At 62.1% G+C, this 25344-nt stretch carries 22 protein-coding genes; 11 read left to right on the forward strand and 11 right to left on the reverse strand.

Annotated elements, in window-relative coordinates; translation table 11 throughout:
• Positions 1–233: 233 nt before the first annotated feature.
• Positions 234–494 carry a DUF6723 family protein gene (locus J2W46_RS19360; protein WP_027777025.1) on the reverse strand — a complete coding sequence of 87 codons (261 nt, stop codon included), beginning with the start codon at positions 492–494 and terminating at the stop codon, positions 234–236.
• 324 nt (positions 495–818) lie between these two features.
• Here J2W46_RS19360 and J2W46_RS19365 point away from each other — a divergent pair, with 324 nt between their 5' ends.
• The 5 genes from J2W46_RS19365 (at position 819) to J2W46_RS19385 (ending at position 4840) form a co-directional block, all read left to right on the forward strand.
• Positions 819–1472: a transglycosylase SLT domain-containing protein gene (locus tag J2W46_RS19365; RefSeq protein WP_310355543.1), complete on the forward strand. Its 654-nt coding sequence runs from the start codon at positions 819–821 to the stop codon at positions 1470–1472.
• 193 nt (positions 1473–1665) lie between these two features.
• Positions 1666–2364, forward strand: a complete 699-nt coding sequence (locus J2W46_RS19370) for a DUF2242 domain-containing protein (RefSeq protein WP_310355545.1) — start codon at positions 1666–1668, stop codon at positions 2362–2364.
• A 797-nt stretch (positions 2365–3161) separates the two neighbouring features.
• Positions 3162–3413, forward strand: coding sequence for a hypothetical protein (locus J2W46_RS19375; RefSeq protein ID WP_087752449.1), 252 nt, complete (start codon positions 3162–3164; stop codon positions 3411–3413).
• Between the two features lie 238 nt (positions 3414–3651).
• Positions 3652–4404, forward strand: a complete 753-nt coding sequence (locus J2W46_RS19380) for an IclR family transcriptional regulator domain-containing protein (RefSeq protein ID WP_310355547.1) — start codon at positions 3652–3654, stop codon at positions 4402–4404.
• 223 nt (positions 4405–4627) lie between these two features.
• Positions 4628–4840: a hypothetical protein gene (locus J2W46_RS19385; RefSeq protein WP_020070814.1), complete on the forward strand. Its 213-nt coding sequence runs from the start codon at positions 4628–4630 to the stop codon at positions 4838–4840.
• A gap of 219 nt (positions 4841–5059) precedes the next feature.
• Here J2W46_RS19385 and J2W46_RS19390 read toward each other — a convergent pair whose 3' ends face one another.
• Both J2W46_RS19390 and J2W46_RS19395 read right to left on the reverse strand, forming a co-directional pair.
• The gene (locus J2W46_RS19390) at positions 5060–5338 is read right to left on the reverse strand and encodes a hypothetical protein (protein ID WP_020070816.1); all 279 of its coding nucleotides are present in this window, start codon (positions 5336–5338) and stop codon (positions 5060–5062) included.
• Positions 5339–5426: 88 nt separating this feature from the next.
• Positions 5427–6227 carry a Mut7-C RNAse domain-containing protein gene (locus tag J2W46_RS19395; RefSeq protein ID WP_310066072.1) on the reverse strand — a complete coding sequence of 267 codons (801 nt, stop codon included), beginning with the start codon at positions 6225–6227 and terminating at the stop codon, positions 5427–5429.
• Between the two features lie 133 nt (positions 6228–6360).
• On the opposite strand from J2W46_RS19395, the gene J2W46_RS19400 reads away from it, so the two are divergent.
• Positions 6361–7230 carry an NAD(P)-dependent oxidoreductase gene (locus J2W46_RS19400; protein WP_020070818.1) on the forward strand — a complete coding sequence of 290 codons (870 nt, stop codon included), beginning with the start codon at positions 6361–6363 and terminating at the stop codon, positions 7228–7230.
• Between the two features lie 67 nt (positions 7231–7297).
• Positions 7298–7945 (forward strand): LysE family translocator, encoded by a 648-nt coding sequence (locus J2W46_RS19405; protein ID WP_310355549.1) that lies wholly within the window; start codon positions 7298–7300, stop codon positions 7943–7945.
• Positions 7946–8196: 251 nt separating this feature from the next.
• On the opposite strand, the gene J2W46_RS19410 is transcribed toward J2W46_RS19405, so the two are convergent.
• From J2W46_RS19410 to J2W46_RS19435, 6 genes are all read right to left on the reverse strand, one after another.
• Positions 8197–9021 (reverse strand): OmpW/AlkL family protein, encoded by an 825-nt coding sequence (locus J2W46_RS19410; RefSeq protein ID WP_204522516.1) that lies wholly within the window; start codon positions 9019–9021, stop codon positions 8197–8199.
• 167 nt (positions 9022–9188) lie between these two features.
• Entirely contained in the window at positions 9189–10433 is a 1245-nt protein-coding gene (locus J2W46_RS19415; RefSeq protein WP_310355550.1) for a DUF2957 domain-containing protein, read from the reverse strand.
• 98 nt (positions 10434–10531) lie between these two features.
• Positions 10532–11953: a DUF2957 domain-containing protein gene (locus J2W46_RS19420; protein ID WP_310355551.1), complete on the reverse strand. Its 1422-nt coding sequence runs from the start codon at positions 11951–11953 to the stop codon at positions 10532–10534.
• 489 nt (positions 11954–12442) lie between these two features.
• Complete coding sequence (gene argC, locus J2W46_RS19425; protein WP_088176796.1) at positions 12443–13390, reverse strand: N-acetyl-gamma-glutamyl-phosphate reductase; 948 nt, start codon at positions 13388–13390, stop codon at positions 12443–12445.
• A gap of 207 nt (positions 13391–13597) precedes the next feature.
• Positions 13598–14170, reverse strand: coding sequence for a flavodoxin family protein (locus tag J2W46_RS19430; RefSeq protein WP_288828487.1), 573 nt, complete (start codon positions 14168–14170; stop codon positions 13598–13600).
• A gap of 207 nt (positions 14171–14377) precedes the next feature.
• Complete coding sequence (locus J2W46_RS19435; protein ID WP_087752442.1) at positions 14378–14980, reverse strand: YbhB/YbcL family Raf kinase inhibitor-like protein; 603 nt, start codon at positions 14978–14980, stop codon at positions 14378–14380.
• A 366-nt stretch (positions 14981–15346) separates the two neighbouring features.
• Here J2W46_RS19435 and J2W46_RS19440 point away from each other — a divergent pair, with 366 nt between their 5' ends.
• The gene (locus tag J2W46_RS19440) at positions 15347–16036 is read left to right on the forward strand and encodes a response regulator (protein WP_020070826.1); all 690 of its coding nucleotides are present in this window, start codon (positions 15347–15349) and stop codon (positions 16034–16036) included.
• A gap of 91 nt (positions 16037–16127) precedes the next feature.
• Here J2W46_RS19440 and J2W46_RS19445 read toward each other — a convergent pair whose 3' ends face one another.
• The gene (locus tag J2W46_RS19445) at positions 16128–16814 is read right to left on the reverse strand and encodes an orotate phosphoribosyltransferase (protein ID WP_020070827.1); all 687 of its coding nucleotides are present in this window, start codon (positions 16812–16814) and stop codon (positions 16128–16130) included.
• Between the two features lie 403 nt (positions 16815–17217).
• Here J2W46_RS19445 and J2W46_RS19450 point away from each other — a divergent pair, with 403 nt between their 5' ends.
• Positions 17218–18450, forward strand: a complete 1233-nt coding sequence (locus J2W46_RS19450; protein WP_088176808.1) for an MFS transporter — start codon at positions 17218–17220, stop codon at positions 18448–18450.
• A 277-nt stretch (positions 18451–18727) separates the two neighbouring features.
• Positions 18728–21010: an NADP-dependent malic enzyme gene (locus J2W46_RS19455; RefSeq protein ID WP_087752441.1), complete on the forward strand. Its 2283-nt coding sequence runs from the start codon at positions 18728–18730 to the stop codon at positions 21008–21010.
• A 156-nt stretch (positions 21011–21166) separates the two neighbouring features.
• Here the strand turns inward: J2W46_RS19455 and J2W46_RS19460 are convergent, their stop codons facing one another.
• On the reverse strand, positions 21167–24766 hold the full coding sequence (locus tag J2W46_RS19460; RefSeq protein WP_310355554.1) for an indolepyruvate ferredoxin oxidoreductase family protein: 3600 nt from the start codon (positions 24764–24766) through the stop codon (positions 21167–21169).
• A 347-nt stretch (positions 24767–25113) separates the two neighbouring features.
• Here J2W46_RS19460 and J2W46_RS19465 point away from each other — a divergent pair, with 347 nt between their 5' ends.
• A complete protein-coding gene (locus tag J2W46_RS19465; protein WP_204522508.1) occupies positions 25114–25311 on the forward strand; it encodes a hypothetical protein in 198 nt (65 codons plus the stop codon).
• The last annotated feature ends 33 nt before the right edge of the window (positions 25312–25344 follow it).

A 25344-nucleotide genomic window follows, 5' to 3' on the forward strand; every position in this document is an offset into this window, starting at 1 on the left:
TGCTCAGGGGTCGCTCTGCGTATCATGGGCCCTCTCTGCCAACCGCTTGGGCTTACTCCGCGGCCTTGCGGCCTGCTTCGTGCTTCTCCCGGAACAGTTTCATTTGGTGCGAACAGGTTGTAGATTCAGATAGCTCACCAGACAAAAGCGCCGGCTATATAGCCGGCGCTTTTTTGTTTGCACAGCTCTGCCCTTGATGGCGACCCGCGAGGCTCGTCAGCGCCCGTTTGGGCTCACAACTCCGGCCGGGCGAGGTCGGACAACGCGATGTGTTCGCCGTAGACCTGCGCGGCCGCGACCGCCTCCAGCTTTGTTGGATACGGGCCGAGCTCTGGTGCGCCATCGAACGGGAACAGCACACGGCCGTCGGTCGTTCGAACGACTTTCAATACGCCGTAGAAACGCCGGTAGCCCGCGAGCTTGGACTTCGCCGATATTTCGAAATCGTCCTCCGATGCTGCGGGGACGCTGGGAATAAATGCGGTCTTGCTCATGCTGAAGACATCTCGTGTTCGATTAACCTGCGATTGTCGCGGACGGAAGATCGCCGGCGACCGTCATTGTCTCAAATCCGCGGAAGCGAGGCTGTTTCAAGATCCAACGTGTGCGACGAGGAGCACACAGACGTCGTCAATCGCAACTAACGGATCAACTTCTGCATTTAGACACGCAGCGTGCAATTGGACCGCCGACACATACAGCCACGGGACACAGGCTCTCCCGGGCAGCGTCTACGCGTAAGAGCCCGCATTTGGCGGACCGATGCCTATTTTTAAGGCAGGGTTATAATGCGCAAACTTTTTCCTCAGACCTATGCCATGAGTCGGTTACTTTGCCTGATACTGCTTTCGCTCGGCCTAGCCCAATCGGCGCTGGCTGAGGAGAACGGCGACCGCATGTCCGTCTATCTGACGCAGAAATTCGGTCTCGCCAAGGAGAAGGCGGCAAAGATATCCGACGCCGTGCAATCCGCCGCATCGAAATACTCGTTACCGCCGGCACTGCTGCTGGCGATTATCTCGATCGAGTCGCGCTTCAAGGAAAAGGCCAAGGGCGCCAACGGCGCGACCGGGCTGATGCAGGTCGTGCCGAGCGCTCATCGCGGGCTTCTGAGAAACGTGAAGGATCTCACCGAGCCGACGGCCAATATCGAAGCCGGCTCCGCGATTCTGTACGGCTACATGCGCTCGGCTAACGGCGATATGAACGCCGCGCTCAAGAGCTACGGCGGCTCGCAAGCCTACGCGCAAAAAGTCAGCATGCGTGCGGGCGATTTTGCCGGCGTCGCGACACCTCAAGACGCAGCCAAAAATCCGGACGGCCGAACGGCCTCCTGCGACGCTCGCACGACCGACGGTTGCCCGGCATCCGGCAGCTGGTCCGATGCGTTCACTGTTCCAGCTTCCAGTGCCGGCGGCGCGAGCCCAAGCAAGGCGGTAATGTCGGCGGCACTTCCCACGACGTCCAACTGAACGTCCACTCTTCTTCGTCGCAGCCTCATTGCGCGGGGCGACGGTTGTCAGCATCGCTGGATGCACGGTGAAAGACGGTGCAAGTCGCGCGTCGGCCGATTCGCTGCACGCTTTTTACGCACCGGCGACAACCGCTCTACAATGCGTTTCCTGTGCGATTTCTTTCGCATTCACGCAGCGTTTCTGATTGACCATGTCCACCTCGCTTCTAAAGACCACTGCGGCCTCGCTGTGCGGCCTGCTGATCCTCGCCGCCTGCAGCAGCGCGCCGACGCCCAAATTCCAGCAAGAGCTATTCGAAACCGGCGCGAGCCCCTATGCGCGCAATTTCAACTCGAGCGTCACGGACACGTGTGAAGCTGCGCGTCGAGCCTTGTTGAGCCAAGGCTATCTGACGACGATGACCCGCAACGATACCGTCGACGGCACGAAGAACTTCCAGCCTACCGGCGACACCCACGTAGTGGTCGAATTTCACGTGGTGTGCACGCCGGGCGAAGAGGCGAGCAGTAGCAGCATCGTCTATGTGAACGCGGTGCAGAACGGCTTCGCTTTGAAAAAGAGCGACACGTCGGCAAGTGTCGGATTGAGTGTGCTCGGTTCGCTGTCACTGCCAATCCGCTCGAACAGCGACGCGATGGTGAAGATCTCTAGCGAGACGATTCCCTCGGGCAAGTTCTACGACCGATTCTTTGGTCTCGTCGGCCACTATCTGCAGACCGTGGTGCGCACTGAGCCTGTCGTCAGCGACCGTATCGAGACACATCTGCTGCCGGTGCCGGTCGAGGCAGCGGCGCCTTCCCCTTCGCCTTCGCCTTCGCCCGACATCGCGGACCCGATCGGCAAAGCCGCTTCTGTGCAACCGGCGAGCGAAGCGGCCTTAGTACGCTGAGTCAGGCCGGATAAGTCGTCGGGCTGTCGCCGCTCAATGCGGCTGCAGCTCGCTAAACCAGCGCGCAGCCGCAGTTCTCCTAGGTCTTTTACTTAAGACGTATACATATGTAGTAGTAGTTAACAAGGGTTAGTCCTCTCTGTGGATAACCGCGAATTCTTCCGTTAGATCAAAGTAATGCGGTCGCGATAACTGTGGGGCTCTGCTCTGTAGAAAATCTACAAGGCCGGGATAACTTTTCACGCCGGCGACGCCTTCTCCGTTTTATCAAGATTTCGCGCACAGGCTGTTCCATGCGCTATCCCGACGTTATGCAAAGGCCGCTGTGGATAAGTAGTGAAGCGCCCAGTCGCATCAGGCGTGCGCAAGGCGTGGCCTCTATTGCAACCGAGGGCTCGCGAGCGTACAGATCGCACGTACCGTCGCGCGCAGAGTAAGTCAGGCGGAACGAAGTTTGCGTCTCTCTTTCTGCAGCGCGACCGTTGCTATTTAGCCAAAACAGGTTGGTAAATGCCCGATCCGGGCATAGAGTTAAAGTGGTTTCTGAGGTTCTTGGTGCAGTGCGGGGGGTGTCGGATGAAACGCAGAACAGCACGACAGTTGGTCCGTCTTCTATCGGATATCAGGCATGCTGCCCATTGCAGCACGTTGCGGGCGGCGGCTACCAACCGGGAAATCGCGATCGCATCGGCCGAGCGCGATGCAGGGCTGGAAGAGAGTCACGAACGCGACGAAGGCAATGAAAGCGCCGATACGACCCGCGAGGTTCGCGAGAGCAAGCCGGCCCGGAGCGGATCATGAGAGCCTCGAGCGAACAGTCATTGCGTTTTCTCGTCGAGAAGTGGCTGGCGCCCGCTCCGTCTGCGGCTGTGCACGTCACCGAATTCAGTCGTACCCGCGATGGCGGCCGGCGCTACGTGCGCGTGGAGACATCGGCGGAATCAGGCTCGCGCGCTCTGTTCTTCTTTCGTCACGACGACGGCTGCTGGTGCGTATTCCCGCCCACCGGCGATGCAAGGCACCTGTACGCGCATCCGCGCGCCGCTTGACGGCACGCCCAGCCGTGCTGCTTTTTCCACCGCGTTCATCCCACGCTCCGGTGCTCGTTGAAGCGCCGGTTCATGCAACCGCAAGGCTTACCATCGTCTGATCCAATGCTTCACGCGCGCCAATCGCGCAAGAGTGAGGCGGCTTCGGGCACAATCACGCGACGAAAGGTGCCAGCGGCGAGACCGAAATGAGCCGCCAGCAGAGCTTTCGCTCGCAGCCCGAATCCCAGGCAACCCGATGGACGACAAAGACTGGATCGCCGGTGCCGCGAAGGCGCTCGCGATCATCGAGGCATTCGACGAAGAGCACGCGCGCATGACGCCGACCGCGGTAGCCGGACGCGCCGGTTTGTCGCGCACGGCGGCGCGCCGCTATTTGCTGACACTGCGCAAACTCGGCTACGTCGACACCGATGGCAAGCTCTTCTGGCTCGCGCCACGCGTGTTGCGGCTAGGGCAGTCCTATCTCGACTCCGCGCGCTTACCGCGCACGGTGCAGCCGTTCCTTCAACGGATTACGGCGACGCTTCAGGAGACGGCGCTCGTCGCGATTCTCGACGAACACGACGTTGTCTACGTCGCCCGTAATGGTGTGAACCGGGCGATGGCGGTCGGCTTCGTTCTCGGCTCGCGCGCGCCGGCGCCGTTATCGTCCGCGGGGTTGGTGTTGTTGGCGTTCCAGGCGCCGGAGAACATCGAACAATGGCTCGCGTCGTATCCGATCAAAGTGTTCACGCCGCACACATACTCCACCATCGAACGGCTGCGCGAAGTGCTCGGTGAGATTCGGCGCAACGGTTATGTGGTTACGGACCAGCAACTGGAACTCGATGTGCGCGGCGTCGCGGTGCCGCTGCGCGACCGGCACGGCACCGTCGTCGCGGCGATTAGCGTGAGCATGCCGATCGGTCAGGAGTCGGCGAACGCGGCGCTGCACCGCGTTCTGCCGACGCTGCTCGAGACCGCTAGCCTGCTGCGCAACCTGGTGTAGAAAGACCTAAGGGATATCCCTGATATCGGCTGTTTATGAGCGAAAGCGGCTCGAAAGCCAGCTGTCTCCCGGAAAATACATATCCCGTTTTGCGCATGACAAACCGCCTACACCAGGTAATACTCTCCCGCGGGAAGCGGTAAGGCGCCTGCAGCGCTCCCTGCTTCACCGCGCAGTTATTTCATTCACACTGACTCAGTCGTTGAGGTTTGGGGAACAACACATGAAAAAAGTTATCGTCTCGCTCGCAGCAGCATCGATCGCGCTGGTTTCGGTTCAAGCTTTCGCACAAGCATCGGACGCAGCCGCTCCGGCCGCTGCAGCTAGCGCACCGAAGAAGCATCACGTGAAGAAGCTGAAGACGCACGGCAAGCGCGCTCCGGTTGCTGCAGCAGCGTCGGCTGCCGGCACGAACGACAAGGGCACGCAGAACTAAGCTGGCGCCCTTCGTCAGGCGAGCCGGTTCGCCTGCTGCACGCGCCGTACGATCGGCGCTTGTCACGCGGGTTCGATGCAGGCGTCGCAAGCAAAAAGGCCAGAGCTTCTGCTCTGGCCTTTTTGTATTCCGGTCGCGTTTGTCACGGGTCTCAACGCTTCACAGCGATCTGCGCCCAGCGCGCTCGCATACCGCGCCGCGCATTCGCGGTAGCGGTGTTTAGCCGGCGAGGCCGCGTTTGATCACTTCATTCAGTAGTCCGGTCATCCCTTCGGGATGCGTCGCGGCGCGCTCTTTCAGCTCGGCAACCAGATCGCCGTTCAGCTTGCATGCAAACGCGACGAGACCTTGCGCCTGATCCAGTTTGCGCTGCTCGCGGCGGTCCAGTTTCGGCTCCGCAGCCGAAGCCTTGCCGAAGCGTTCGGCGGTGGACTGCTTCATTGCATTGTTCAGCTTGAGTGCCTTGTTCTTTTCAAGGTCGGTCTTTTTCATCGCCATACGTCAGGCCTCTGCCAGATAAGTAATCCCGCATTGTACGCACCGCGCGTTGCGTTGCGTTGCGTCGCGCGAGCGAACGGCGTTGCGTTCAAGGCGAGGCGGCCGACGCATCTGCATCGCGAGCGTCGGCGTCGGCATCGGCGTCGACCGGTGCTGCGGCCACGCTGTCCATCAGCGCGCGCATTCTTTGCCAGTGCGTGCCTTCCCAGAATACGCGGCGGCACACGTCGCAAGTGACAAACTGGTTATGCCGCTGCAGCACGCCGTCGGGCGCGCGATCGCCGACTTCGTCGCGTGGAATGCGCCGCAGCGGTGCGTTGCACATCAGACATAGACGGAACGGCTGCGCGCTGCCCGCCAGATCCAGCCGTTCGAACACTTCGCGCAACTGCTCGCGCGGACGGAGCGTGCGGACGTAGCAGCCATGCGTAATCGAGCGGCGCTTCAATAGCTCGCGGTCGCGGGTGAGGACGATGCGGTTCTCGGCGGCGGCGAGTGCTTCGATATCCGCGTCGGGATAGTGGTTGTCGTAGAGCGTATCGAATCCCGCCAGTCGTAGCAGCGGCGCCAGGCCGCCCAGATGCGCGTCGGCGATGAAGCGCACTACGCGCAGCGGCCGTTCGCGCACTCGCAGCAGCGGGCGGATGTCGAGCGCTTCGAACTTCGGATAGACGGCGATGCGATCACCCTCGGCGAGAGGATGATTGAATCCCACCGACTCGCCGTTCACGAGGATCAGTTCCACTTCGGTGTGCGGTACGCCGAGCGCTTCAATTGCGTGTTTCGTCGTGGCGTCGCGCGCGCATGCGTAGGCGAACGCTCGCCGGCGCAGCGGCCGGGCGAGAAAATCGTTCAACTCCTCATAGAAGCGGAAAGTCGCGGTGACCATCGCAGAAGTATCGCACCGTGCGCCGTTGCGTGCCGCAGTGACATGCCCGGTTGCGGGCCGCGGTTGCGTCGTTTTCCTGCATATGTCCCACGGGTGTGCTTTACTTCCAGTTCTTTAGAAGACGGAGCCTCAGATGGACATCGGTTTTATCGGTCTCGGCGAGATGGGCGCCGCGATGGTTGCAAACATCCTGAAAGCAGGGCATCAGGTACGTGTATGGAACCGCTCGCCGGAACGCGCGCAGCCTCTCGTAGACGCTGGCGCGCGACTCGTCGCGACGCCCGCCGAAGCGTTCGCCGGCGACGCCGTGTTTTCAATGCTCGCCGACGACGCCGCGTTGCGCGAGGTCGTAACGGCATCGCTGCTGGAGCATGCGCCGCGCGGCCTGATTCACGTGAACATGGCGACGATCTCAGTTGCGCTCGCCGAAGAACTCGCGACGGCGCATGCATCGCGCGGCGTCAATTACGTTGCCGCACCGGTCCTCGGCAGGCCGGACGTGGCCACCGCCGGCAAACTGACGATCGTGGCCGGCGGGCCTGCGGAGTCGATCGATCGCGTGCAGCCCGTTTTCGACGCGATCGGGCAGAAAACCTGGCGCATCGGTTCGCTGCCGCAACAGGCGAACGTCATCAAGCTTGCCGCCAACTTCATGCTTGGCGCGGCGGTCGAGACGCTGGGCGAAGCGGCCGCGCTGGTGTCGGGGCATGGCCTTGCGATCCAGGATTTCCTCGACGTGATCACGAGCGGGATTTTCCCCGGCCCGGTCTACGCAGGCTACGGCAAGATGATCGCGGAGCAGAGCTACGAGCCGGCGCTCTTCAAGGCGCGCTTGGGGCTGAAAGACCTGCGGTTGGCGCTTGCCGCAGCCGACGCAGTCACGACGCCGCTGCCAATCGCGAGCGTCGTTCGAGACAGCCTGCTGGAGGCAGTCGCGCATGGCGACGGCGAGAAAGATTTCGCGGTGCTGGGCCAGGTGGCGGCCCGCCGCGCCGGCCGTTGATCAACGCGGCCCGCACGGGCGGTGCCGCTTCACGTTCACTAGTTGCCCAACCTTTTGCGGTGATGTCATGAGTTTGCATACCTGGTGGCTGTTTGCCGCCACTGTCTTTGTCGTGTGCGCCATTCCGGGCCCGAACATGTTGCTCGTCATGACGCACGGCGCCCGGCACGGCCTGCGCCGTACAGGCGCCACGATGGCCGGATGTCTGTCGGCGCTGGTGCTGATGCTGGCGGTGTCGGCGGCGGGGCTCGGCGTGTTTCTGGAAGCGTGGCCGGCTCTCTTCAATGCGCTGCGTTTCATCGGCGCGGCGTATCTGGTGTACCTGGGTATCAAGGCGTGGCGCGCGCCCGCTGACGAATCCGCGGCGACCGAGGCTGCGACCAATGCCGACGACCGGACCGCGAAACCGGTCCGCTCGCCTTTCGCGCTGTTCCGCAACGGTTTTCTGGTGTCGGGCAGCAATCCGAAGGCGATTCTGTTCGCCGCGGCGCTGCTGCCGCAATTCATCGACGCCTCGCTGCCCAAGCTGCCGCAGTTCGGCATTCTGGTGGCGACGTTCGCCGTTCTCGAGGTGAGCTGGTATTTCGTCTACGCCGGATTCGGCACGCGCATCGGCAGTCGTCTGAAGAGCCGCAATGTCGCGCGACTGTTCAATCGCCTGACGGGCGGCGTTTTCGTCGGCTTTGGCGCGATGATGGCGTTAGTGCGGCACTGACGGCGGCATGTTCCGGCCCGCCTAAGCACATGTGGCGAAACTGCAACAAGAGGGGACAACCCTGATTTTGATGTTGCGTCGCACCAAACCTTTTGCTATAGTTTGTCTTGTCTCCTCCATGTCTCCTCTGATATGGATTCAGCCCGCCAACTTAGGCGGGCTTTTTTTTGCCTCGAATTCCTTCTGTCCCTACAAGCAAAAAAGCCGGCTCTCCGCACGCAGTGGGCCGGCTCGGTCGCGCGTCGCTTCTGTCAGAACTTATACGAGACCGCGAGAAACGAGATGATCGGGTCAGCCTTGAGCTCGGCTTTCGAGACGCCCAGTTCCGTGCCGTCCGCGGCTTTGATAATGACCGACGACGTCGTCTTCAGAGGAATGTAGGTCACGGAGGCCACCAGGCCCCAATGTTCCGTGATGTTGTACGCGAGGCCCGCGTTGAAAACCGGCGCCCACGAGGACGAAGCCTTCGCCGACACCTGCGTTTTGCCCGGCTTGCCCGCGCCGGCGGCGAGGATGGCGCCAAGGTTCTCCTGCGTCGATTGCACGAAGTTCGGGCTCAGCTGAATGTCCGAAAACCAGTTGTACGACACGCCGACGCCCACAAACGGCCTGAATTTAGCCGTCGGCGCATTGAAGTAGTACTGGAAGAGCAGCGCCGGGCTCCACTGGCGCACGCTCTTTACGATCGGATTCACCTGCGGATCGCCGATGTCCTGCTGGCCGAGCGCGCCGGCCGGTCCCGGCGGCTTGATCGTGCCGTGCCCGTAGATCTTGAACACCGGCGGCACGCCCGCCACCGTCGTCACGGCAATGTGATCGGTCAGGTAATGGCTGAACACAAGGCCGACGGTGTCGGCGTTGTTCGTCGACAGACTCGTGCCTTCTGAGGTGAACGAACTTGGCAACCGAAGCGGCGTGTTGATCGGCGTGGGCGCGACATGAGTGGTCAGCGGCGTGCTCGAATCCTGCGGCATGACGTGAAACCAACCGAGCGCGGCGACGTTGTCGCCCGCATGTTGTGCATTTGCACTGGCGGACAGGCACGCGACCAGCATCGCGAGACAGATTTTTTTCATGTTGTTGCTCCTCTAGGGCGCTCGTCAGGCGCGAGGCGCGCGTCGAGCGATGGCGCAGGCCGCAAGGCCGGCGCGCATGATCGTCGCTAACCGGGCCGCCGCGCTGCAGGAGCGGGCGGCGACCTCGGCGCAAAGGCCATTGCGTAATGACGGCGCGGGCGTGCCCGTTACTGAACGAAGGCGCCGATCGTGAAGTACGGCGAGGCCGCGTTGGTCAGATCCAGGTAGCCGAATACGCCGCCCGTGAAAATCATCTTTCCGGTCGCCGTATTGCCCGTCGATGCGCCGACATGCGTCGTCGTGACTACGCCCGGCACTGTTTGCGTGAAGTCGAGATTCAGCGCGGTAGCAAGCGAGGCCTGCGACGCGTTGAACGGATCGAGCAGCGTCGCCTGAGTGCCTGCCAGTGCGGTCGTGCGATAGTCGAACTGGCTATCTACGCCGATGTACTCGCCGTTCTGCGAGTTGACCGCTATCGGACTCTGCGGCGAGAGAATCGAGATGCCCGATTCGTCGTCCGCGTACGGTCCAAGCGCGCCGTTTTGCGGCACCGTGACCGACGAGTTCGCCGCGCCGGTGCGCACGAGAATCGGCACCAACTGGTTGCGCAGCCTGCCGACGATCATGTAGCCGCGAGCTTTCGGCGTGGTGGCGAGCGTGGGCTTCGCCTGTCCCTGGAAGTTATTGGTCTGGAATGCGCCGCTGCCGTCGGCCGCCGGCGCGAAGTTACTGCCAGGCTGCTGGCATTTGCCCGCGTTGACGCCGGAGTTGTCGCACTCGGTCCACGTGCCGTCGGCGTTGATCGTGATTTTCGTATCCACGGCGACGGGCGCAAAATTCTGCGACGGCACCTGGTGGTAGCCAAGCTGGTTGTACGTGCCGGCCACCTTCGTGATGTCGGTTTCGATCGACGAAAACCCGATGAACGGGTAGTAGGGGAACCTGGTGTCCGGTACGGCGCCGACGCCGAGAATGCCACCGAACGAAATTTCTGCACCGGGAATCGTGCCGCCCGCAACGCCCTCGCCGACGAAGATCCGTGCCGGCCGGTTCGGATCGAGGCTCGCACCGTTCAGGCGGAACGCGCACTGGTTGAGCTTGTTGGTCGGCAGCAGCGTTTCCTGGGTCAGTGTGCCGCTCGCGACCTGACCCGCACGCGTTGGGACGACGGTGCCGGTGGTCGCGGGAATCGGAGATTCGACGTAGGTCACCTGCCACGTCATCTTTGCGGTGTCGAGTTGCAGTTTGACCAGTTCGCCGTCACCCCCGCCGCCCGTGTACACCGTGCTGTAGTCGAGCGACGCGGGGCACAGTCGAACTTCCGTCATTGGTCCGTCGCCGCCGCCGCCACCGCCGCATGCCGCCAGTAACGGTGCCGCAAGTGCGAGCACCGACAGGAATCTCCATTTCATACCGCCTCCAGAATTTTTTCGTTGTAGGTGGCCGGCTCCCAGTCCAGCCACCGCTTGCTCTTTTATGTCTCGTCCTGCCAACCGGGTTTGCTTCCCTGCTACTTGCTGATTTGCGCTCCTATGCCGAAGTACGGCGTGCTGGGCGTGTCCGCGTTCGCCGACGTCGATGCGATGCCGTCGTTCTCCGCGCCCTGGATCTCGATCGCGTACAAACCGCCCGAGGCGATCGCGAAGCCGGTCTTGCCTTTGGCGTCCTGCACGCCGACGAGTCCGGGGCTCGGCAATCCGTAGCCGAGGCCGAAGCCGCTTTCGCCCGCCGAAGTGCTCGGGTTGATGAACGTGCCGACCGCGCCCTGGATCAGCGTCGCCGTGTACTTGAAGTTCGAATCGGCGCCGACGTAGCCGCCGTCGAAGCCGCCGGATGCGAGCGGCGTCGCCGCGGCGAGCATCGCGATACCGGACTCGTCGTCGACCTTGGCGTCGAGATGAAGCGGCGCCGTCCCCAGGTTGATGAAGCCGGTGCGCACGACGAGCGGCACGGTCGCGCCGTTCACCTGGCCGAGAATCATGTGCGCGGTCCCAGACTTGCCGGTCGCGCCGACTAGCGGCAGTTGAAACTGCTGCACGATCTGCGGCGCCTGCTGGCTGTCGAAGTAGCCGTTGCTGTTGAGCGTCAACGGGTTGCCGGTGGTCAGGCAGCCGCCGGCGTTGGGTGAGTAATTCGGATTGGCCGTGTTGCTGCTCGTGCAGGTGCCGCTTGCGTCGAACGTTTCGACGGTGTTGGTCGCGACCGTCGAGTAGTTGCCCGACGGTGCCAGGTGATACAGCAGGCCGTTGTACGTGCCCGGCAGTTTCGTGATGTCGGTGGTCGTGCTCGCGAAGCCGAGGAACGGGTAAAAGTCGAAATGCCGGTTGGGCACCGCGCCGATGCCCGAGCCGATGAGCGGAATCGACAATCCGTCGAACTGGACCGTCGCGCCCGGAATGCCGCCGCCCGCCACGCCCTGGCCGACGAAGATCATCGGCGGATTCGGGTTGTTAGCAAAGCCGGGCGTGGTGTAGGGCTGGCCGTCGCCGGCCGCGGTGCCGGTGCCCGCGCCGAGAATGAACGCGCAGCGCGTTTGTTCAGCGGTCGGCAGCGTGCCGGTGGGCGGGTGAATCACCGCGCCGGTGATCTGGGTGCCGGCTCGCGTGGGTGTGACCGTGCCGGTGCGCAGCGGAATCGGCGACTCGAGCCACTTGAGCGTGTAGGTCATTGCAGTGGCGTCAATGTTGATCTGCACCACCTCGCCGCTGCCGGCCCCGCCGAGGAACGTGCTTTTGACGATGTCCGCAGTGGCGGGACAGAGGGCGGCCGCAGTGCCGTTCGAAGCAGGCGGGCCCTGCACGCCGCAACTGGAACCCGAGCATTGCGGCGAGTTGATCGGGCCGGGATTATCGGCTTTGCCGCCGCCGCAAGCTATTAGTAAAGGCGTCGTGGCAATAGCCATTGCCAGGCCTCGAATAATGGCGTCCGCCATACTGTTGTCTCCCTTCATGTATTTGTGCGAGCTAATTTCGCTGCGCGATTAACGCCTGTCAATTGAATGAGCCGTCTAAAAAAGCCGATTCAAACAACGGCATTTTGGCTATGCACGCAGTGAGTGGGCGCAAGCGGCGCTTTTAAACAAAAACGTGAGTTGGAGGCGAAAGCACGCTTCGTTGCTCGGCGGCACACCCTTACCAGGTAAGCCTGAGAGCAAAATGGCTCTATGATCTGCGAACGATCGTTCGACAAAAAATCCGGAGTTTCCCTATGCGGAAAACTATGCTGATCGAATGACGGGTGGGGAAGAGTTACCCGAAAAAAACCAACTCGCGATTCGGTGGTTTCAAATAACGGGAGCCGGTTTCGAATAACTGTAAATAAATGTTTCAGCGGAGGGGTTTTTAAAACAAAAAAGCCGGTCCCTTGAGACCGGCTTTCGCAAAGCTGACAAACGGCAAATCGATGCCGCTATTTAACCTTGTTAGCGTTTCAAACCGCTTTCCTCAGCCGCGCCGATTGCCAGATTCATGCATTGAATCGCCGCGCCCGAAGCGCCCTTGCCCAGGTTGTCGAGGCGAGCCACGGTCACGAAGCGCTCCGCCGTGCCAAACACGAACAGATCGACGCGGTTCGTGTCGTTGTTCGCCTGAACGTCGAAGAAACCGCTGTCGAGATTCGCTTCGGCGTCGAACGGCGCGACGCGCACGAACGCTTCACCGGCGTAGTACTCGGCGAGATGTGCCTGCACCTGTTGCGGCGTGGTCTTCCTCGCCAACTGGCGCGGCGAGAAGTAGGTGGTGACAGCGAGACCCTTGTAAAAGTCGCCGACGATCGGCGTAAAGATCGGCGCCGATGTCAGCCCGGTGTGCGCCGCCATTTCCGGCAGATGCTTGTGCGTGAGACCCAGCGCGTAAGGACGCGGGCTCTTCAGCTTCGCGTTACCGCCGGCTTCGTAGTCGGCGATCATTTTTTTGCCGCCGCCGCTATAGCCGGTGATCGAATAAGCGTGCGCGTCGAAGTCAGGCGCGACCACGCCCGCTTCCACGAGCGGGCGCATGGCCAGCACAAAAGCCGACGCGTGACAGCCGGGAACGGCGATACGCTTGGCTGTGCGCAGGCGCTCGCGCTGCGAACGGGCAAGTTCCGGCAGTCCGTAAGCCCAGTCTGCTGACGTGCGGAACGCGGTGCTGGCATCGATCAGAACCGTGCGCTCGTTCTCAACGAGTGAGGCCGATTCGCGGGACGCAACATCGGGCAGGCACAAGAACGTCACGTCCGACGCGTTGATGAGACGACGACGCTCCTCGATATCTTTGCGCTTCGCTTCGTCGATGCGCAGAATCTCCACGTCGGCGCGCTGCGACAGGTATTCAAAAATCTTCAGGCCGGTCGTGCCTTCCTGTCCGTCGACAAAAACTTTCGTGCTCATCTCGATCTCACTGGCTTCTTTGAAAACGGCGCGCTAGGCCGCGCGAAAACGCCATTTTAAAACCTCATCGCCGCGCGCGTGCGAAAGCGCTGGAAACGGGCGCAAAAACAGCAGAAAAACGACGATGCTCGCTCAAGGTGACAGCGGCATGACGCAGGCGCGGCGCATCGAGCAGACACCGCGCGACGAACCGGCAAACGCGAAGTATTAGCCGGCGGCGGATATCCAGCGGGCTGTCACCTGCGCGACGCGTGCGCCGAACAGCCGCGCCGTTTCCAGATCGCCTGCAGGCGGTGCCTCTTCCGGCGACGCATCCGCCGGAGACTGCGTGAGCACGCCGGTCGAGCCGCCGACGTAATTCAGGTCGTTGCGGGTCGCAGCCTTCGTATTGGAGGGCATCAAACCGGTGCCCACCCAGATCATGCCGTGCTGCATCGCGAGCGTGACGAAGTACTGGATGGTCAGGAACTTGTCGCCGTTCATCGTCGCCGAGTTGGTGAAGCCGGCCGCGATCTTGTCCTTCCAGGTCTGGCCGAACCACGGTTTTGAGCTCGCGTCGGCGAACTTCTTGAAGTCGGCGGACGGTCCGCCCATGTACGTCGGCGCGCCAAAGATGATCGCGTCGGCGGCGGCGAGTTCGGCCCACGCAGCTTCGCCGATGTCGCCGACCGGGAGGAGCTTCGCCTCTGCGCCCGCCTCCTGCGTGCCGGCGAGCACGGACTCGGCGACTTTCTTCGTGTGGCCGTAGCCGCTGTGATAAACGATGACGATCTTCGACATAAGACGCTCCCGCAAAGAAGAGGTAATTGAACGATGCACGATGCCGATGCGTTGGCGGCCCGATGCAGTGCCGGTGGCCTCAACGTGTGCAGCCTGAAAGCATATAAACCCGCGCGGATCACAGAGCGCGCACGGTACGTCGGATGCGCATGCAAGCCATACGCCAATCGGCCTCCCTGCCGACAGGATCCTTCGACTTGCGCCGCACTATCGACCGTAATTCACCACCATCCTCGCGCTGCCGAGCGCCGCCGTGCCGATCTCGTGATCGAACATCAGTGCGGGTCGGCCTTGCGCGAGGCGCAGGTCCGCAGTGTTCAATGCATACACCGTAATCACGTAGCGGTGCGGTTTACCGGGCGGCGGGCAGGGGCCGCCATAGCCGTCCGTGTCGAAGTCGTTGCGGGATTCCACCGCGCCGAGTTTCCTGAGGAAGCCGGAAGCGCTCGCGTTCTCAGGCAGGCTCGCGACAGTCGCCGGGATGCCTGCGACGGCCCAATGCCACCAGCCGCGGCCCGGGGCATCGGGATCGAACATGGTGATGGCAAAACCGCGCGTTCCGGCCGGCGCGTCATGCCACGTCAATTGCGGGGAGCGGTTACCGCCCTTGCAGTCGCCCTGATCGAAAACTTGCGGAGTATTGACTGTGCCCCCGGCCCGGAAGCTGGCGCTGGTCAGCGAGAATGCGCCTTGGGCGAAAGCGCGTGGCCCCTGCACAAGCCAGAGCGCGAGGCTCAGTGTGGCGCAGACAAAAAACGGCGTGCGGCGAAACGGTGAAGCGTACGAAACAACCAGGCAACGCAAGCGCATGTGCCGGTTCTCCTGTGTCGACCAGAGGGGCTGTTGCTGTCGGTGAGCCTGGCGCTTCGCACCTGCTCGACTTTACGCAAAGCGCTTACTCGGATCCTATGCAGCACAAGGTTGCTGCGAGGGCGCGAGCTGACTGACTCGCGCTGATTATTGTCCCTATTTTGTGCCCGAAGGTCGAATCAAGTCTAACATTAGCTCTACGATGCATCATTGTTGTGCCTAACCAGATTGCGGGCCTAAAAATCGGCTATAGTCGGAAGAATTTTCGCGTGCACTGGCCCGTGTTCCTATTAGGTAGCGTAAACATTAAGAATAAGAAGCATGTCTGAAGTTTTGGAGAGGGGTTTTCCTGTCGAGGTACGGGCAATGCAAGAGGCAGTCAAGGTCGTCATCGCCGACGATCATCCAGTAATCCTATTCGGCGCAGAACAGGCCTTGCTCAAGTTTCCCGGGATGCAGGTGGTCGCGCGTGCGCGGCAGTCGACGGAGCTGATCAAGATCCTGCAAACGGTCGAGTGCGACGTGCTCGTAACCGACCTCGCGATGCCGGGCGGCCAGTTCGGCGACGGCTTGCCGTTGATCGGCTACCTGCGCCGCAACTTTGCCAAGGTTCCCATCGTCGTACTGACGATGCTGGAGAACGCCGCGCTGCTGCAACGCTTGCGAGAGCTAGGCGTGACGTCGGTTGTGAACAAGTCGGACGATCTGAGCCACATCGGACTCGCGGTGCAGCACGTGAGCCGCAACCTCGAATACATGAGCCCGTCGGTGAAGGCGTCGCTCGACGCGTTGCGCATGAATGCCGGCGGCAAGAGCGACGAGGTGATGCTATCGAGGCGCGAGCTTGAAGTCGTGCGGCTCTTCGTATCGGGAATGACCATCAAGGAAATCTCCGAGCAACTGAATCGCAGCATCAAGACGATCAGTACCCAGAAGAACACGGCGATGCGCAAGCTCGGCATTGACCGCGATTCGGAGTTGTTCCAATACGCGCAAAGCAATGGCTTGCTGAATTTGTCGTCGCATTCGGCGGGAAATGGGGGCGACCCGCCTTAACCATTCGCAGCTATTTTTTGCCGCAAAAAGATAAAGGCCGCCTGTGAAAAACAGGCGGCCTTTTTATTCGAGCGGTATTGCGCAGTGACGCTTACTGGGGCGTTGACGTTGCGCCGCCGTGCGCTGCCGACCATTCAGCCGGTGCGTGCAGGAATTTTTCGACTTCGTCGAGCGTCTTCGAGTCGAAGTACTTGTTTTCCTTGGCGACGCGCAGCACGTCCCACCACGTAGCGAGCGCATGCAGATCGACGTCGATGTCTTTCAGCACGGAGACGCTTTCTTTGAAGATGTTGTAGTGGAACAGCACGAAGCAGTGATTCACCGTCGCACCCGCAGTGCGCAGCGCGTTGATGAAGTTGATCTTGCTGCGGCTGTCGGTGGTCAGATCTTCGACGAGCAGTACACGCTGACCTTCGGTCAACAAACCTTCGATCTGCGCATTGCGGCCAAAACCCTTCGGCTTCTTGCGCACGTATTGCATCGGCACCATCAGGCGGTCGGACAGCCATGCCGCGAACGGAATGCCGGCGGTTTCACCGCCCGCCACCGCGTCGATCTGCTCGTAACCCACGTCGCGCAGAATGGTGCTTTCCGCCATTTCCATCAGGCCGCGACGAACGCGCGGGTAGGAAATCAGCTTGCGGCAATCGATATAAACCGGGCTCGCCCAGCCGGACGTGAAAATGTACGGTTTCTCCGCGTTGAAGTGCACTGCCTGTACTTCAAGCAGCATCTTGGCGGTGGTGTCGGAGATCGTCTGGCGATCGAAGCCTGTCATGGGCGGATCCTTGGGTATGAGCGGGAGAAGCGGGCGCCAAGCCCGGTGGCGCAGCAAGCGGGATATGCCGCGCCGTACTGGGCGGAATATGCAGCCAGCCAGTGGATGCCGGCCGGTTTTTGCTGCGCGCGTAGGCCGACATTTTACCCGAAACCGACCCTTGCGAGGAGGCTGTCGGCGCGGCCGTCCAGAACCGCAACGGCCGCCGCGGCGTCGAAAGCGCTGGGCAGGCATTCAGCGGGAGGGCCTGGCGCGGCTTTCTACCTGACGTCGCGGCGCGATCTCGCGCTTCACCGGCTGGCTTTTTGGCTAGCTTGTGAGCGGCTTTGCGCGCCTTTACACTCACGCGAATTTCTCGGCCGCCGGCCGCCGCTGTCCTTACACCGAAATTCGGATCGCTTCCATGACACCCGCCTCCTCTGCCGCCGAAAGTCCCGCCACCGCCCGGAACGGTTACGCCGCCCGTGCGTTGATTGCATCGGTGCTCGGCTATGCGATGGACGGCTTCGATCTGCTGATCCTCGGTTTCATGCTGCCGGTGATCGCGGCGGACCTCCACCTCAGTTCTGCACAGGCCGGCTCACTCGTCACGTGGACGTTGATCGGCGCGGTAGCCGGCGGTTTGATCTTCGGCGTGCTGAGTGACTATTGGGGCCGTGTGCGCATGCTTACCTGGACCATCCTGGTGTTCGCGGTTTTCACGGGCCTCTGCGCACTCGCGCAAGGCTATACCGACTTGCTTGCTTACCGGACCATTGCGGGTATCGGGCTTGGCGGAGAGTTCGGCATCGGCATGACACTCGTGGCCGAAGCTTGGCCGGCGTCGCAGCGCGCGCGAGTGTCGTCGTATGTGGGCCTTGGTTGGCAACTCGGCGTACTGGCGGCCGCATTGCTGACGCCGCTTCTGTTGCCGCTTATCGGCTGGCGCGGCATGTTCGCGCTCGGGCTGCTGCCTGCCGTGGTGTCGTTCTTCGTGCGGCGGCGCGTCGAGGAGCCGGCGCTCTTCACCGAGCGGGTCGCACGCGGCATGCGCAAGCTGCCGCTGAAACTGCTGATAGCCGACGCACGCACGGCGCGCGCGAGCCTCGGTGTGGCGATCCTATGCTCGGTGCAGAACTTCGGCTATTACGGGCTGATGATCTGGCTGCCGAGCTATCTGTCGAAGACCTTTGGCTATTCGCTGACGAAATCGGGCGTGTGGACGGCGGCCACGGTGATCGGCATGGCGTGCGGCATCTGGCTGTTCGGCATCGCCGCCGATCGTTTCGGTCGCAAGCCTGCGTTTCTGTTCTATCAGGCAGGGGCGGTCGTCATGGTTTTCGTCTATGCGCATCTCACAACGCCAGCGGCACTACTGATCGGCGGCGCGGCGATGGGCGTGTTCGTCAACGGAATGATTGGCGGCTACGGCGCATTGATCTCCGAGCTTTATCCCACCGATGCGCGTGCGACCGCGCAGAACGTGCTCTTCAATGTCGGCCGGGCGGTTGGCGGCTTTGGGCCGGTCGCGGTGGGCGCTCTGGCCGCGCGCTATTCGTTTGGCGCCGCACTGCTGTCGCTCGCGTCGATCTATCTACTCGATGTGCTCGCAACATTGTTCCTGATCCCCGAACGGCGCGGCGCCGAGCTCGAATAGCCGGCTGCCGCGTCTGCTCAAATGCGGCGCCGCAGCATGACTGGCGGGCGTTTCGCCAATGGCGAGCGGTGTTAACCAGTCAGTGCATCGACACCTGCGGGGTGTACACTAACCGACCCGCGTAGCACTCCGCACCGTTCTGCCCTCCGCCGAGGACCGACGCCGCGCCTAACCGGCGCACGCGAAAATCGCCTCGGTCGATTATCCATTCGATAGATCCAAGCGACGCCAACGTTGCGGTGTGCCGGCCCAATTTCTTACGTCTCGCAGGCAAAAAATGGACGAACAACTGAAGCAAAGCGCCCTCGCATATCACCAGAACCCGAAGCCCGGCAAGATTTCGGTCACGCCGACCAAGCCGCTATCCAATCAGCTCGACCTGTCGCTCGCATACTCGCCGGGCGTGGCCGCAGCCTGTATGGCAATTTACGACGAGCCGCTCGACGCGCAGAAGTACACCTCGCGCGGCAATCTGGTCGGTGTGATCACGAACGGCACAGCCGTGCTCGGTCTTGGCAACATCGGTCCGCTCGCCGCGAAGCCGGTCATGGAAGGCAAGGGCTGCCTCTTCAAGAAGTTCGCCGGGATTGACGTGTTCGATATCGAACTCGCCGAGTCCGATCCGGACAAGCTGGTGGAAGCCATCGCGATGCTCGAGCCGACGCTCGGCGGCATCAACCTGGAAGACATCAAGGCGCCCGAGTGCTTCTACATCGAGAAGAAGCTGCGGGAGCGTATGAAGATTCCGGTCTTCCACGACGATCAGCACGGCACGGCGATCATCGCGTCCGCGGCGATTCTGAACGGCCTGAAGGTAGTCGGCAAAAAGCTCGACGAAGTGAAACTGGTGTGTTCCGGTGCGGGCGCCGCGGCGATCGCGTGTCTGGATCTGCTGGTGAACCTCGGGTTGTCGAAGCAGAACATTCTCGTCGTCGACTCGAAGGGCGTGATCTACGAAGGTCGCGGCAATCTCGATCCGTCTAAGGAACGTTATGCCGCGAGCACCGAAGCACGCACGCTGGCTGACGCCATTCGCGGCGCGGACGTGTTCCTCGGCTGCTCGAGCGCGGGCGTGCTGAAGCCGGAGATGGTCGCTGAAATGGGCACTCAGCCGCTGATCCTCGCGCTGGCCAATCCCGAGCCGGAAATCCGCCCGGAAGAGGCGAAGAAAGTGCGTCCGGACTGCATCATCGCGACGGGCCGTTCGGACTATCCGAACCAGGTCAACAACGTGCTGTGCTTCCCGTTCATTTTCCGCGGCGCACTCGATGTGGGCGCGACCACGATCACGGAAGAAATGAAGCTCGCGTGCGTGCGCGCGATTGCCGAACTCGCCGAAGAAACCGATCAGGGCGATGAAGTCGCAAAGGCGTACGAAGGCCACTCGCTCGAATTCGGTCCCGAGTATCTGATTCCCAAGCCGTTCGATCCGCGTCTGATCATCAAGATCGCGCCGGCCGTCGCGCAAGCGGCAATGGATTCGGGCGTCGCGACCCGTCCGATCAAGGACATGGACGCATATCGCGAAGAACTCGGCACCACCGTCTACCGCACGGGCATGGTGATGCGTCCGGTGTTCGCGGCGGCGAAGTCGGAGCCGGCCCGCATCGTGTTCGCCGAAGGTGAAGACGAGCGCGTGCTGCGCGCCGCGCAATTCGTGCTGCTGGAGAAGATCGCCAAGCCGATTCTCGTCGGCCGTCCTTCGGTAATCGAGATGCGTCTGAAGAAGATGGGTTCGAAGCTCCGGTGTGGCGAAGACTTCGAGATCGTCGATCCGGAAGACGATCCGCGCTATCAGCAATGCTGGCAGGCGTACCACGAGTTGGGTGCGCGCGAAGGCGTGACGCCGGACGTCGCGAAAGCCGCGATGCGCAAGTTCAACACGCTGATCGGCGCGATCCTCGTGCGCCTCGGCGAAGCCGACGGCATGATCTGCGGGATGATCGGCCAGTACCACACGCATCTGAAGTTCATCGAGCAGGTGCTGGGCAAGGCGGATAACGTGCAGAACTTCGCCGCGATGAATCTGCTGATGCTGCCGGGCCGCAATCTGTTCATCTGCGATACGTACGTGAACGAAACGCCCACGGCCGAGCAACTCGCCGACATGACCATGCTGGCTTCGCGCGAAATCGAGAAGTTCGGCATCACGCCGAAGGTCGCGCTGCTGTCCAACTCGAACTTCGGCAGCGCACCGTCTGCGTCGTCGCAACGCATGGCCGCGGCTCGCAAGCTGATCGTGGAACGTGCGCCTACGCTCGAAATCGACGGCGAAATGCACGGCGACGCGGCGCTGTCCGAAATGGTCCGCAAGGCTGCGTTCCCCGGCACGACGCTCTCGGGCGAAGCCAACCTGCTGATCATGCCGAACGTGGAAGCGGCGAACATCGCGTACAACCTGTTGAAGATGGTCGGCGGCGACGGCGTGACGGTCGGCCCGTTCCTGCTTGGAGCTGAGAAGCCGGTGCATGTGCTGACGCCGGCTGCAACCGTGCGCCGGATCATCAACATGACGGCGGTGGCTTCGGCAAACGCGCGCAAGTCGGTGAACAGCAAGTAAGCGAAGCGGCGCCCGTTGGGGCGCTCCCTTCTCGCGAGCGTGTGGGTGACTAGCGCCGCGAAAATAAAAACGCCACGGAAAGAGATTCCGTGGCGTTTTTTTATGCGTGCAGCGCGAGCGCGGCGGCGGCCGCGCTCGCCGCAGTCAACACGGCGATCAGGCTGCGTGCTGCGTCGTTCCGGCTTGCGGTGAGCGCCAGCGCGTCAGCAACTCGTTCCACTTCACGCGCACACCCTTCAGGTTGTTCTCCTTGATGTGCCCGAAGCCGCGGATGCCGTCCGGCAGATTCGCGAGTTCCACCGCCAGGTCGCGATTCTGCACGGTCAGCCTGCCGATCAGTTCCCGCACCAAGGCTTCGTACTCGCCGATCAGCGCGCGTTCGGTGCGACGCTCTTCTGTCTTGCCGAACACATCGAGCGCGGTGCCGCGCAGGAACTTGAACTTCGCCAGCACGTGCATCGCGCTGAACACCCAGGGACCATACTTCTTCTTGATCAGGTGACCGTGGGCGTCCTTTTTGGAGAACATCGGCGGCGCGAGGTGGATATGCAGCTTCCAGTCGCCTTCGAAGCTGGCCTTGAGTTTTTCGATGAACGCAGGATCGCTGTACAGGCGCGCGACCTCGTATTCGTCCTTGTAGGCCATCAGCTTGTGCAGATTCTTCGCGACCGTTTCGGTGAGAGGCAACTGGCCGTCGATGGAATCGAGCGCCGACTCGGCCACCCGCACCTGCGATACGAGCGCGCGGTAACGGTCTGCGTACGCGTCGTTTTGCCATGCGGCCAGGTAAGTCGCGCGTTTGTCGATCAGCGTGTCGAGCGCCTTCGGCGTATGCAGCGAAATGATCTTGCCGCTCGGCGTGTCGGACGCGCCCGCCTGACCTTGCGATTGCGCGTACTTGCGCAGCGCTACCGGATCGTGCGCCGCGCGCCGGCCCCATTCGAATGCCGCGCGGTTCTTCTCGACCTGCACATTGTTCAGCTCGATAGCTCGCATCAGCGACTGATAGGTCAACGGCACCCAGCCACGTTGCCATGCGTAACCGAGCACGAACGGGTTCGTGTAGATCGCGTCGCCGAGCAGGGCCACTGCGAAGTGATTGGCGTCGACCGTATCGACGCATTCGTCGCCCGCGCCCGCGCGAACGTCGGCTTCGGTGCTGCTGCCCGGAAAGCGCCAGTTGGGGTTCTTGATGAGTTCGGCGGTCGGCGTGTGCGCGCTGTTCAGCACGACACGGGTTCGGCCGGCTTGCATCCGTGACACGCATTCGTCGCTGGCGGTGACGATTGCATCGCAACCGATCACGAGACTCGCTTCGCCCATTGCAATGCGCGTGGCATGGATGTCGCCGGGGTTGTTCGCGATCTGCACGTGGCTCATCACGGCGCCGCCTTTCTGCGCGAGGCCCGTGACATCGAGCACGGTGACACCTTTGTTCTCCAGATGCGCGGCCATGCCGAGAAGTGCGCCGATTGTCACGACGCCGGTGCCGCCCACGCCTGTCACGAGCACGCCATAGGGACGTGCGATCGACGGGAGTGTGGGCTCCGGCACTGGCGGCATAGCGTCAGCGACGATGCCCGACGCGGCTTTCGGCTTGCGCAACTGACCGCCTTCTACGGACACGAAGCTCGGGCAAAAGCCGTTCACGCAGGAGAAGTCCTTGTTGCACGTGGACTGATTGATCTGGCGCTTCGTGCCATATTCGGTGTCGAGCGGCTCGACTGACAGGCAGTTCGATTTCACGGAGCAGTCGCCGCAACCTTCGCACACCGCTTCGTTGATCACCACGCGGCGCGCCGGGTCCGGATACGCGCCGCGTTTCCTGCGGCGGCGTTTCTCGGTTGCGCAGGTCTGGTCGTAGATCAGAATCGTGGTGCCCGGAATCTCGCGCAGTTGACGCTGCACTTCGTCGAGCTGGTCGCGATGGTGGATGTCGATGCCCGGCGCGAGGCCCACGTTGCCCGAGTATTTTTCAGGCTCGTCCGTCACGATCGCGATTTTCGTCGCGCCTTCGGCGGCCAGCTGATGGGTGATCTGCGGCACGGTCAGCACGCCGTCGACCGGTTGACCGCCCGTCATCGCTACGGCGTCGTTATAGAGCAGCTTGTAAGTAATGTTCGCTTTCGAAGCGATCGCCGCGCGAATTGCCAGCAGGCCGGAGTGGAAATAGGTTCCGTCGCCGAGATTGGCGAACACGTGCTTGTCGTTCGTGAAAGGCGCCTGGCCGATCCACGCGACGCCTTCGCCGCCCATCTGACTGAAGGTGCTCGTGCTGCGATCCATCCACACCGTCATGTAGTGGCAGCCGATGCCGGCCATTGCGCGTGAGCCTTCCGGGACATTGGTCGACGTGTTGTGCGGGCAGCCGGAGCAGAACCACGGCTTGCGCTCGACTTCGACCCGCGGGCGCGCGAGCGCTTTTTCCTTCGCTTCGATTACTGCAATGCGCGAGGCAATCCGGGCGCGGACGTCGGAGGGCAGGTCGAACTTGTCGAGCCGCGTGGCGATCGCCTTTGCGATGATCGCGGGCGACAGTTCGTAATGCGCCGGCAGCAGCCAGTTGCCCATCGGCACTGACCATTCGCCGCCCGCGCCGTCTTTCTCGTCGAACTTGCCGAACACACGCGGACGCTGCGCGTCAGGCCAGTTGTAAAGCTCTTCCTTGATTGCGTATTCGAGAATCTGGCGCTTTTCCTCGACCACGAGAATTTCGTCGAGGCCGCGAGCGAAGGCTTGCGCGCCTTGGGCTTCGAGCGGCCAGACGCAACCCACTTTGTATAGCCGTATGCCGATGCGCGAGCACGTTTCGTCGTCGAGACCCAGGTCGGTCAGCGCTTGACGCACGTCCAGATACGCTTTGCCGCCCGTCATGATGCCAAAGCGCGCATGCGGCGAATCGATTTCGACGCGGTCCAGCTTGTTTGCACGCACGTAGGCGAGCGCCGCGTACCACTTGTAGTCGAGCAGACGCGCTTCCTGCACGAGCGGTGGATCAGGCCAGCGGATGTTCAGACCGCCCTCGGGCATCGCGAAGTCTTCCGGCAGAATGATCTGCGTGCGGTGCGGATCGATGTCGACCGAAGCCGACGACTCGACGACGTCGGTCACGCACTTCATCGCGACCCACAGGCCGGAGTAGCGGCTCATCGCCCAGCCATGCAGGCCGAAGTCCAAATATTCCTGAACGTTCGACGGGAACAGCACCGGCAGGCCGCAGGCCTTGAAGATGTGTTCCGACTGATGCGCGAGCGTTGAAGATTTGGCCGCGTGATCGTCGCCGGCCAGCACCAGCACACCGCCGTGCCGCGACGATCCCGCCGAGTTGCCGTGCTTGAAGACGTCACCTGAACGGTCGACGCCCGGGCCTTTGCCGTACCACATCGAAAATACGCCGTCGTATTTGGCGCTTGGGTACAGATTCACCTGCTGCGAACCCCAGACGGCGGTTGCCGCGAGGTCTTCGTTGACGCCGGGCTGGAACACGACCTGATGTGAGGCGAGATGCTGTTTCGCCTTCCACAGCGATTGGTCGAGGCCGCCGAGCGGCGATCCACGGTAGCCGGAGATGAAGCCGGCCGTATTGAGTCCGGCGGCGCGGTCGCGTTCCTGCTGCAGCATCGGCAGACGCACCAGCGCCTGGATGCCGCTCATGTACGCGCGGCCGCGTTCGAGGGTGTATTTGTCGTCGAGCGTGACGGAAGATAGAGCGGCTTCGAGCGAGGCTCGCTGACCTGCGTCTAGCGGGGCATTCATTATGTGTACTCCTCCACCCAGTTTGGGATCGCCAAAACTTATGGGCCGCGGCATCTTGTGAATGCGTAGGGCCGGGGTCGCCATATTGACTTGTTTTAAGTGATGGTAGCACTGGTAAAAACCCGCCGCAGCGGTCGATCGCGGTGCTGCGACTCGCGACATTGCGCCCGCTTGCGCGAACTTCACCTGACGCTTGAGAGAACCGGTGTAACAAGCTGTAAAAGCTACAATTTCGCGGAACCGCAGCCGACAAGTCTGTCTAACAGCGCACCTGTGAGTAATGTCTGTGTAACGCGCTGCATGTTGTGGCGCTTCAGGACAACAGGGCAGTTAGAAAAGGAGTACGCATGAACACTAGAAATATCCAGACCTTCCTGATGGTGTCGGCCGCATTTTTCGCAATCAGTGCGCCGGTTCGCTCGAATGCGAGCACGGGAGCGCCGTCCAGCGTGATTAGCCGTACGGCAGTCGTTGCGCCCGCGCGCGTCGCCATCAATCGCACCGCGCGCGAAAGCGCGTCCGAGAAGAAAGACCAGAATTCCTGACGCGCTGCTAATGCGGCGTATTGCTGGCTGTTT

This window comes from Paraburkholderia strydomiana (assembly GCF_031456815.1).
Classification (GTDB): Bacteria; Pseudomonadota; Gammaproteobacteria; order Burkholderiales; family Burkholderiaceae; genus Paraburkholderia; species Paraburkholderia caledonica.

Bases quoted from the DNA above. Each gene is read 5' to 3' on its own strand.
- J2W46_RS19360 (WP_027777025.1), bottom strand. From the start codon at position 494: ATGAGCAAGACCGCATTTATTCCCAGCGTCCCCGCAGCATCGGAGGAC.
- J2W46_RS19365 (WP_310355543.1), top strand. From the start codon at position 819: ATGAGTCGGTTACTTTGCCTGATACTGCTTTCGCTCGGCCTAGCCCAA.
- J2W46_RS19370 (WP_310355545.1), top strand. From the start codon at position 1,666: ATGTCCACCTCGCTTCTAAAGACCACTGCGGCCTCGCTGTGCGGCCTG.
- J2W46_RS19375 (WP_087752449.1), top strand. From the start codon at position 3,162: ATGAGAGCCTCGAGCGAACAGTCATTGCGTTTTCTCGTCGAGAAGTGG.
- J2W46_RS19380 (WP_310355547.1), top strand. From the start codon at position 3,652: ATGGACGACAAAGACTGGATCGCCGGTGCCGCGAAGGCGCTCGCGATC.
- J2W46_RS19385 (WP_020070814.1), top strand. From the start codon at position 4,628: ATGAAAAAAGTTATCGTCTCGCTCGCAGCAGCATCGATCGCGCTGGTT.
- J2W46_RS19390 (WP_020070816.1), bottom strand. From the start codon at position 5,338: ATGGCGATGAAAAAGACCGACCTTGAAAAGAACAAGGCACTCAAGCTG.
- J2W46_RS19395 (WP_310066072.1), bottom strand. From the start codon at position 6,227: ATGGTCACCGCGACTTTCCGCTTCTATGAGGAGTTGAACGATTTTCTC.
- J2W46_RS19400 (WP_020070818.1), top strand. From the start codon at position 6,361: ATGGACATCGGTTTTATCGGTCTCGGCGAGATGGGCGCCGCGATGGTT.
- J2W46_RS19405 (WP_310355549.1), top strand. From the start codon at position 7,298: ATGAGTTTGCATACCTGGTGGCTGTTTGCCGCCACTGTCTTTGTCGTG.
- J2W46_RS19410 (WP_204522516.1), bottom strand. From the start codon at position 9,021: ATGAAAAAAATCTGTCTCGCGATGCTGGTCGCGTGCCTGTCCGCCAGT.
- J2W46_RS19415 (WP_310355550.1), bottom strand. From the start codon at position 10,433: ATGAAATGGAGATTCCTGTCGGTGCTCGCACTTGCGGCACCGTTACTG.
- J2W46_RS19420 (WP_310355551.1), bottom strand. From the start codon at position 11,953: ATGGCGGACGCCATTATTCGAGGCCTGGCAATGGCTATTGCCACGACG.
- argC (WP_088176796.1), bottom strand. From the start codon at position 13,390: ATGAGCACGAAAGTTTTTGTCGACGGACAGGAAGGCACGACCGGCCTG.
- J2W46_RS19430 (WP_288828487.1), bottom strand. From the start codon at position 14,170: ATGTCGAAGATCGTCATCGTTTATCACAGCGGCTACGGCCACACGAAG.
- J2W46_RS19435 (WP_087752442.1), bottom strand. From the start codon at position 14,980: ATGCGCTTGCGTTGCCTGGTTGTTTCGTACGCTTCACCGTTTCGCCGC.
- J2W46_RS19440 (WP_020070826.1), top strand. From the start codon at position 15,347: ATGCAAGAGGCAGTCAAGGTCGTCATCGCCGACGATCATCCAGTAATC.
- J2W46_RS19445 (WP_020070827.1), bottom strand. From the start codon at position 16,814: ATGACAGGCTTCGATCGCCAGACGATCTCCGACACCACCGCCAAGATG.
- J2W46_RS19450 (WP_088176808.1), top strand. From the start codon at position 17,218: ATGACACCCGCCTCCTCTGCCGCCGAAAGTCCCGCCACCGCCCGGAAC.
- J2W46_RS19455 (WP_087752441.1), top strand. From the start codon at position 18,728: ATGGACGAACAACTGAAGCAAAGCGCCCTCGCATATCACCAGAACCCG.
- J2W46_RS19460 (WP_310355554.1), bottom strand. From the start codon at position 24,766: ATGAATGCCCCGCTAGACGCAGGTCAGCGAGCCTCGCTCGAAGCCGCT.
- J2W46_RS19465 (WP_204522508.1), top strand. From the start codon at position 25,114: ATGAACACTAGAAATATCCAGACCTTCCTGATGGTGTCGGCCGCATTT.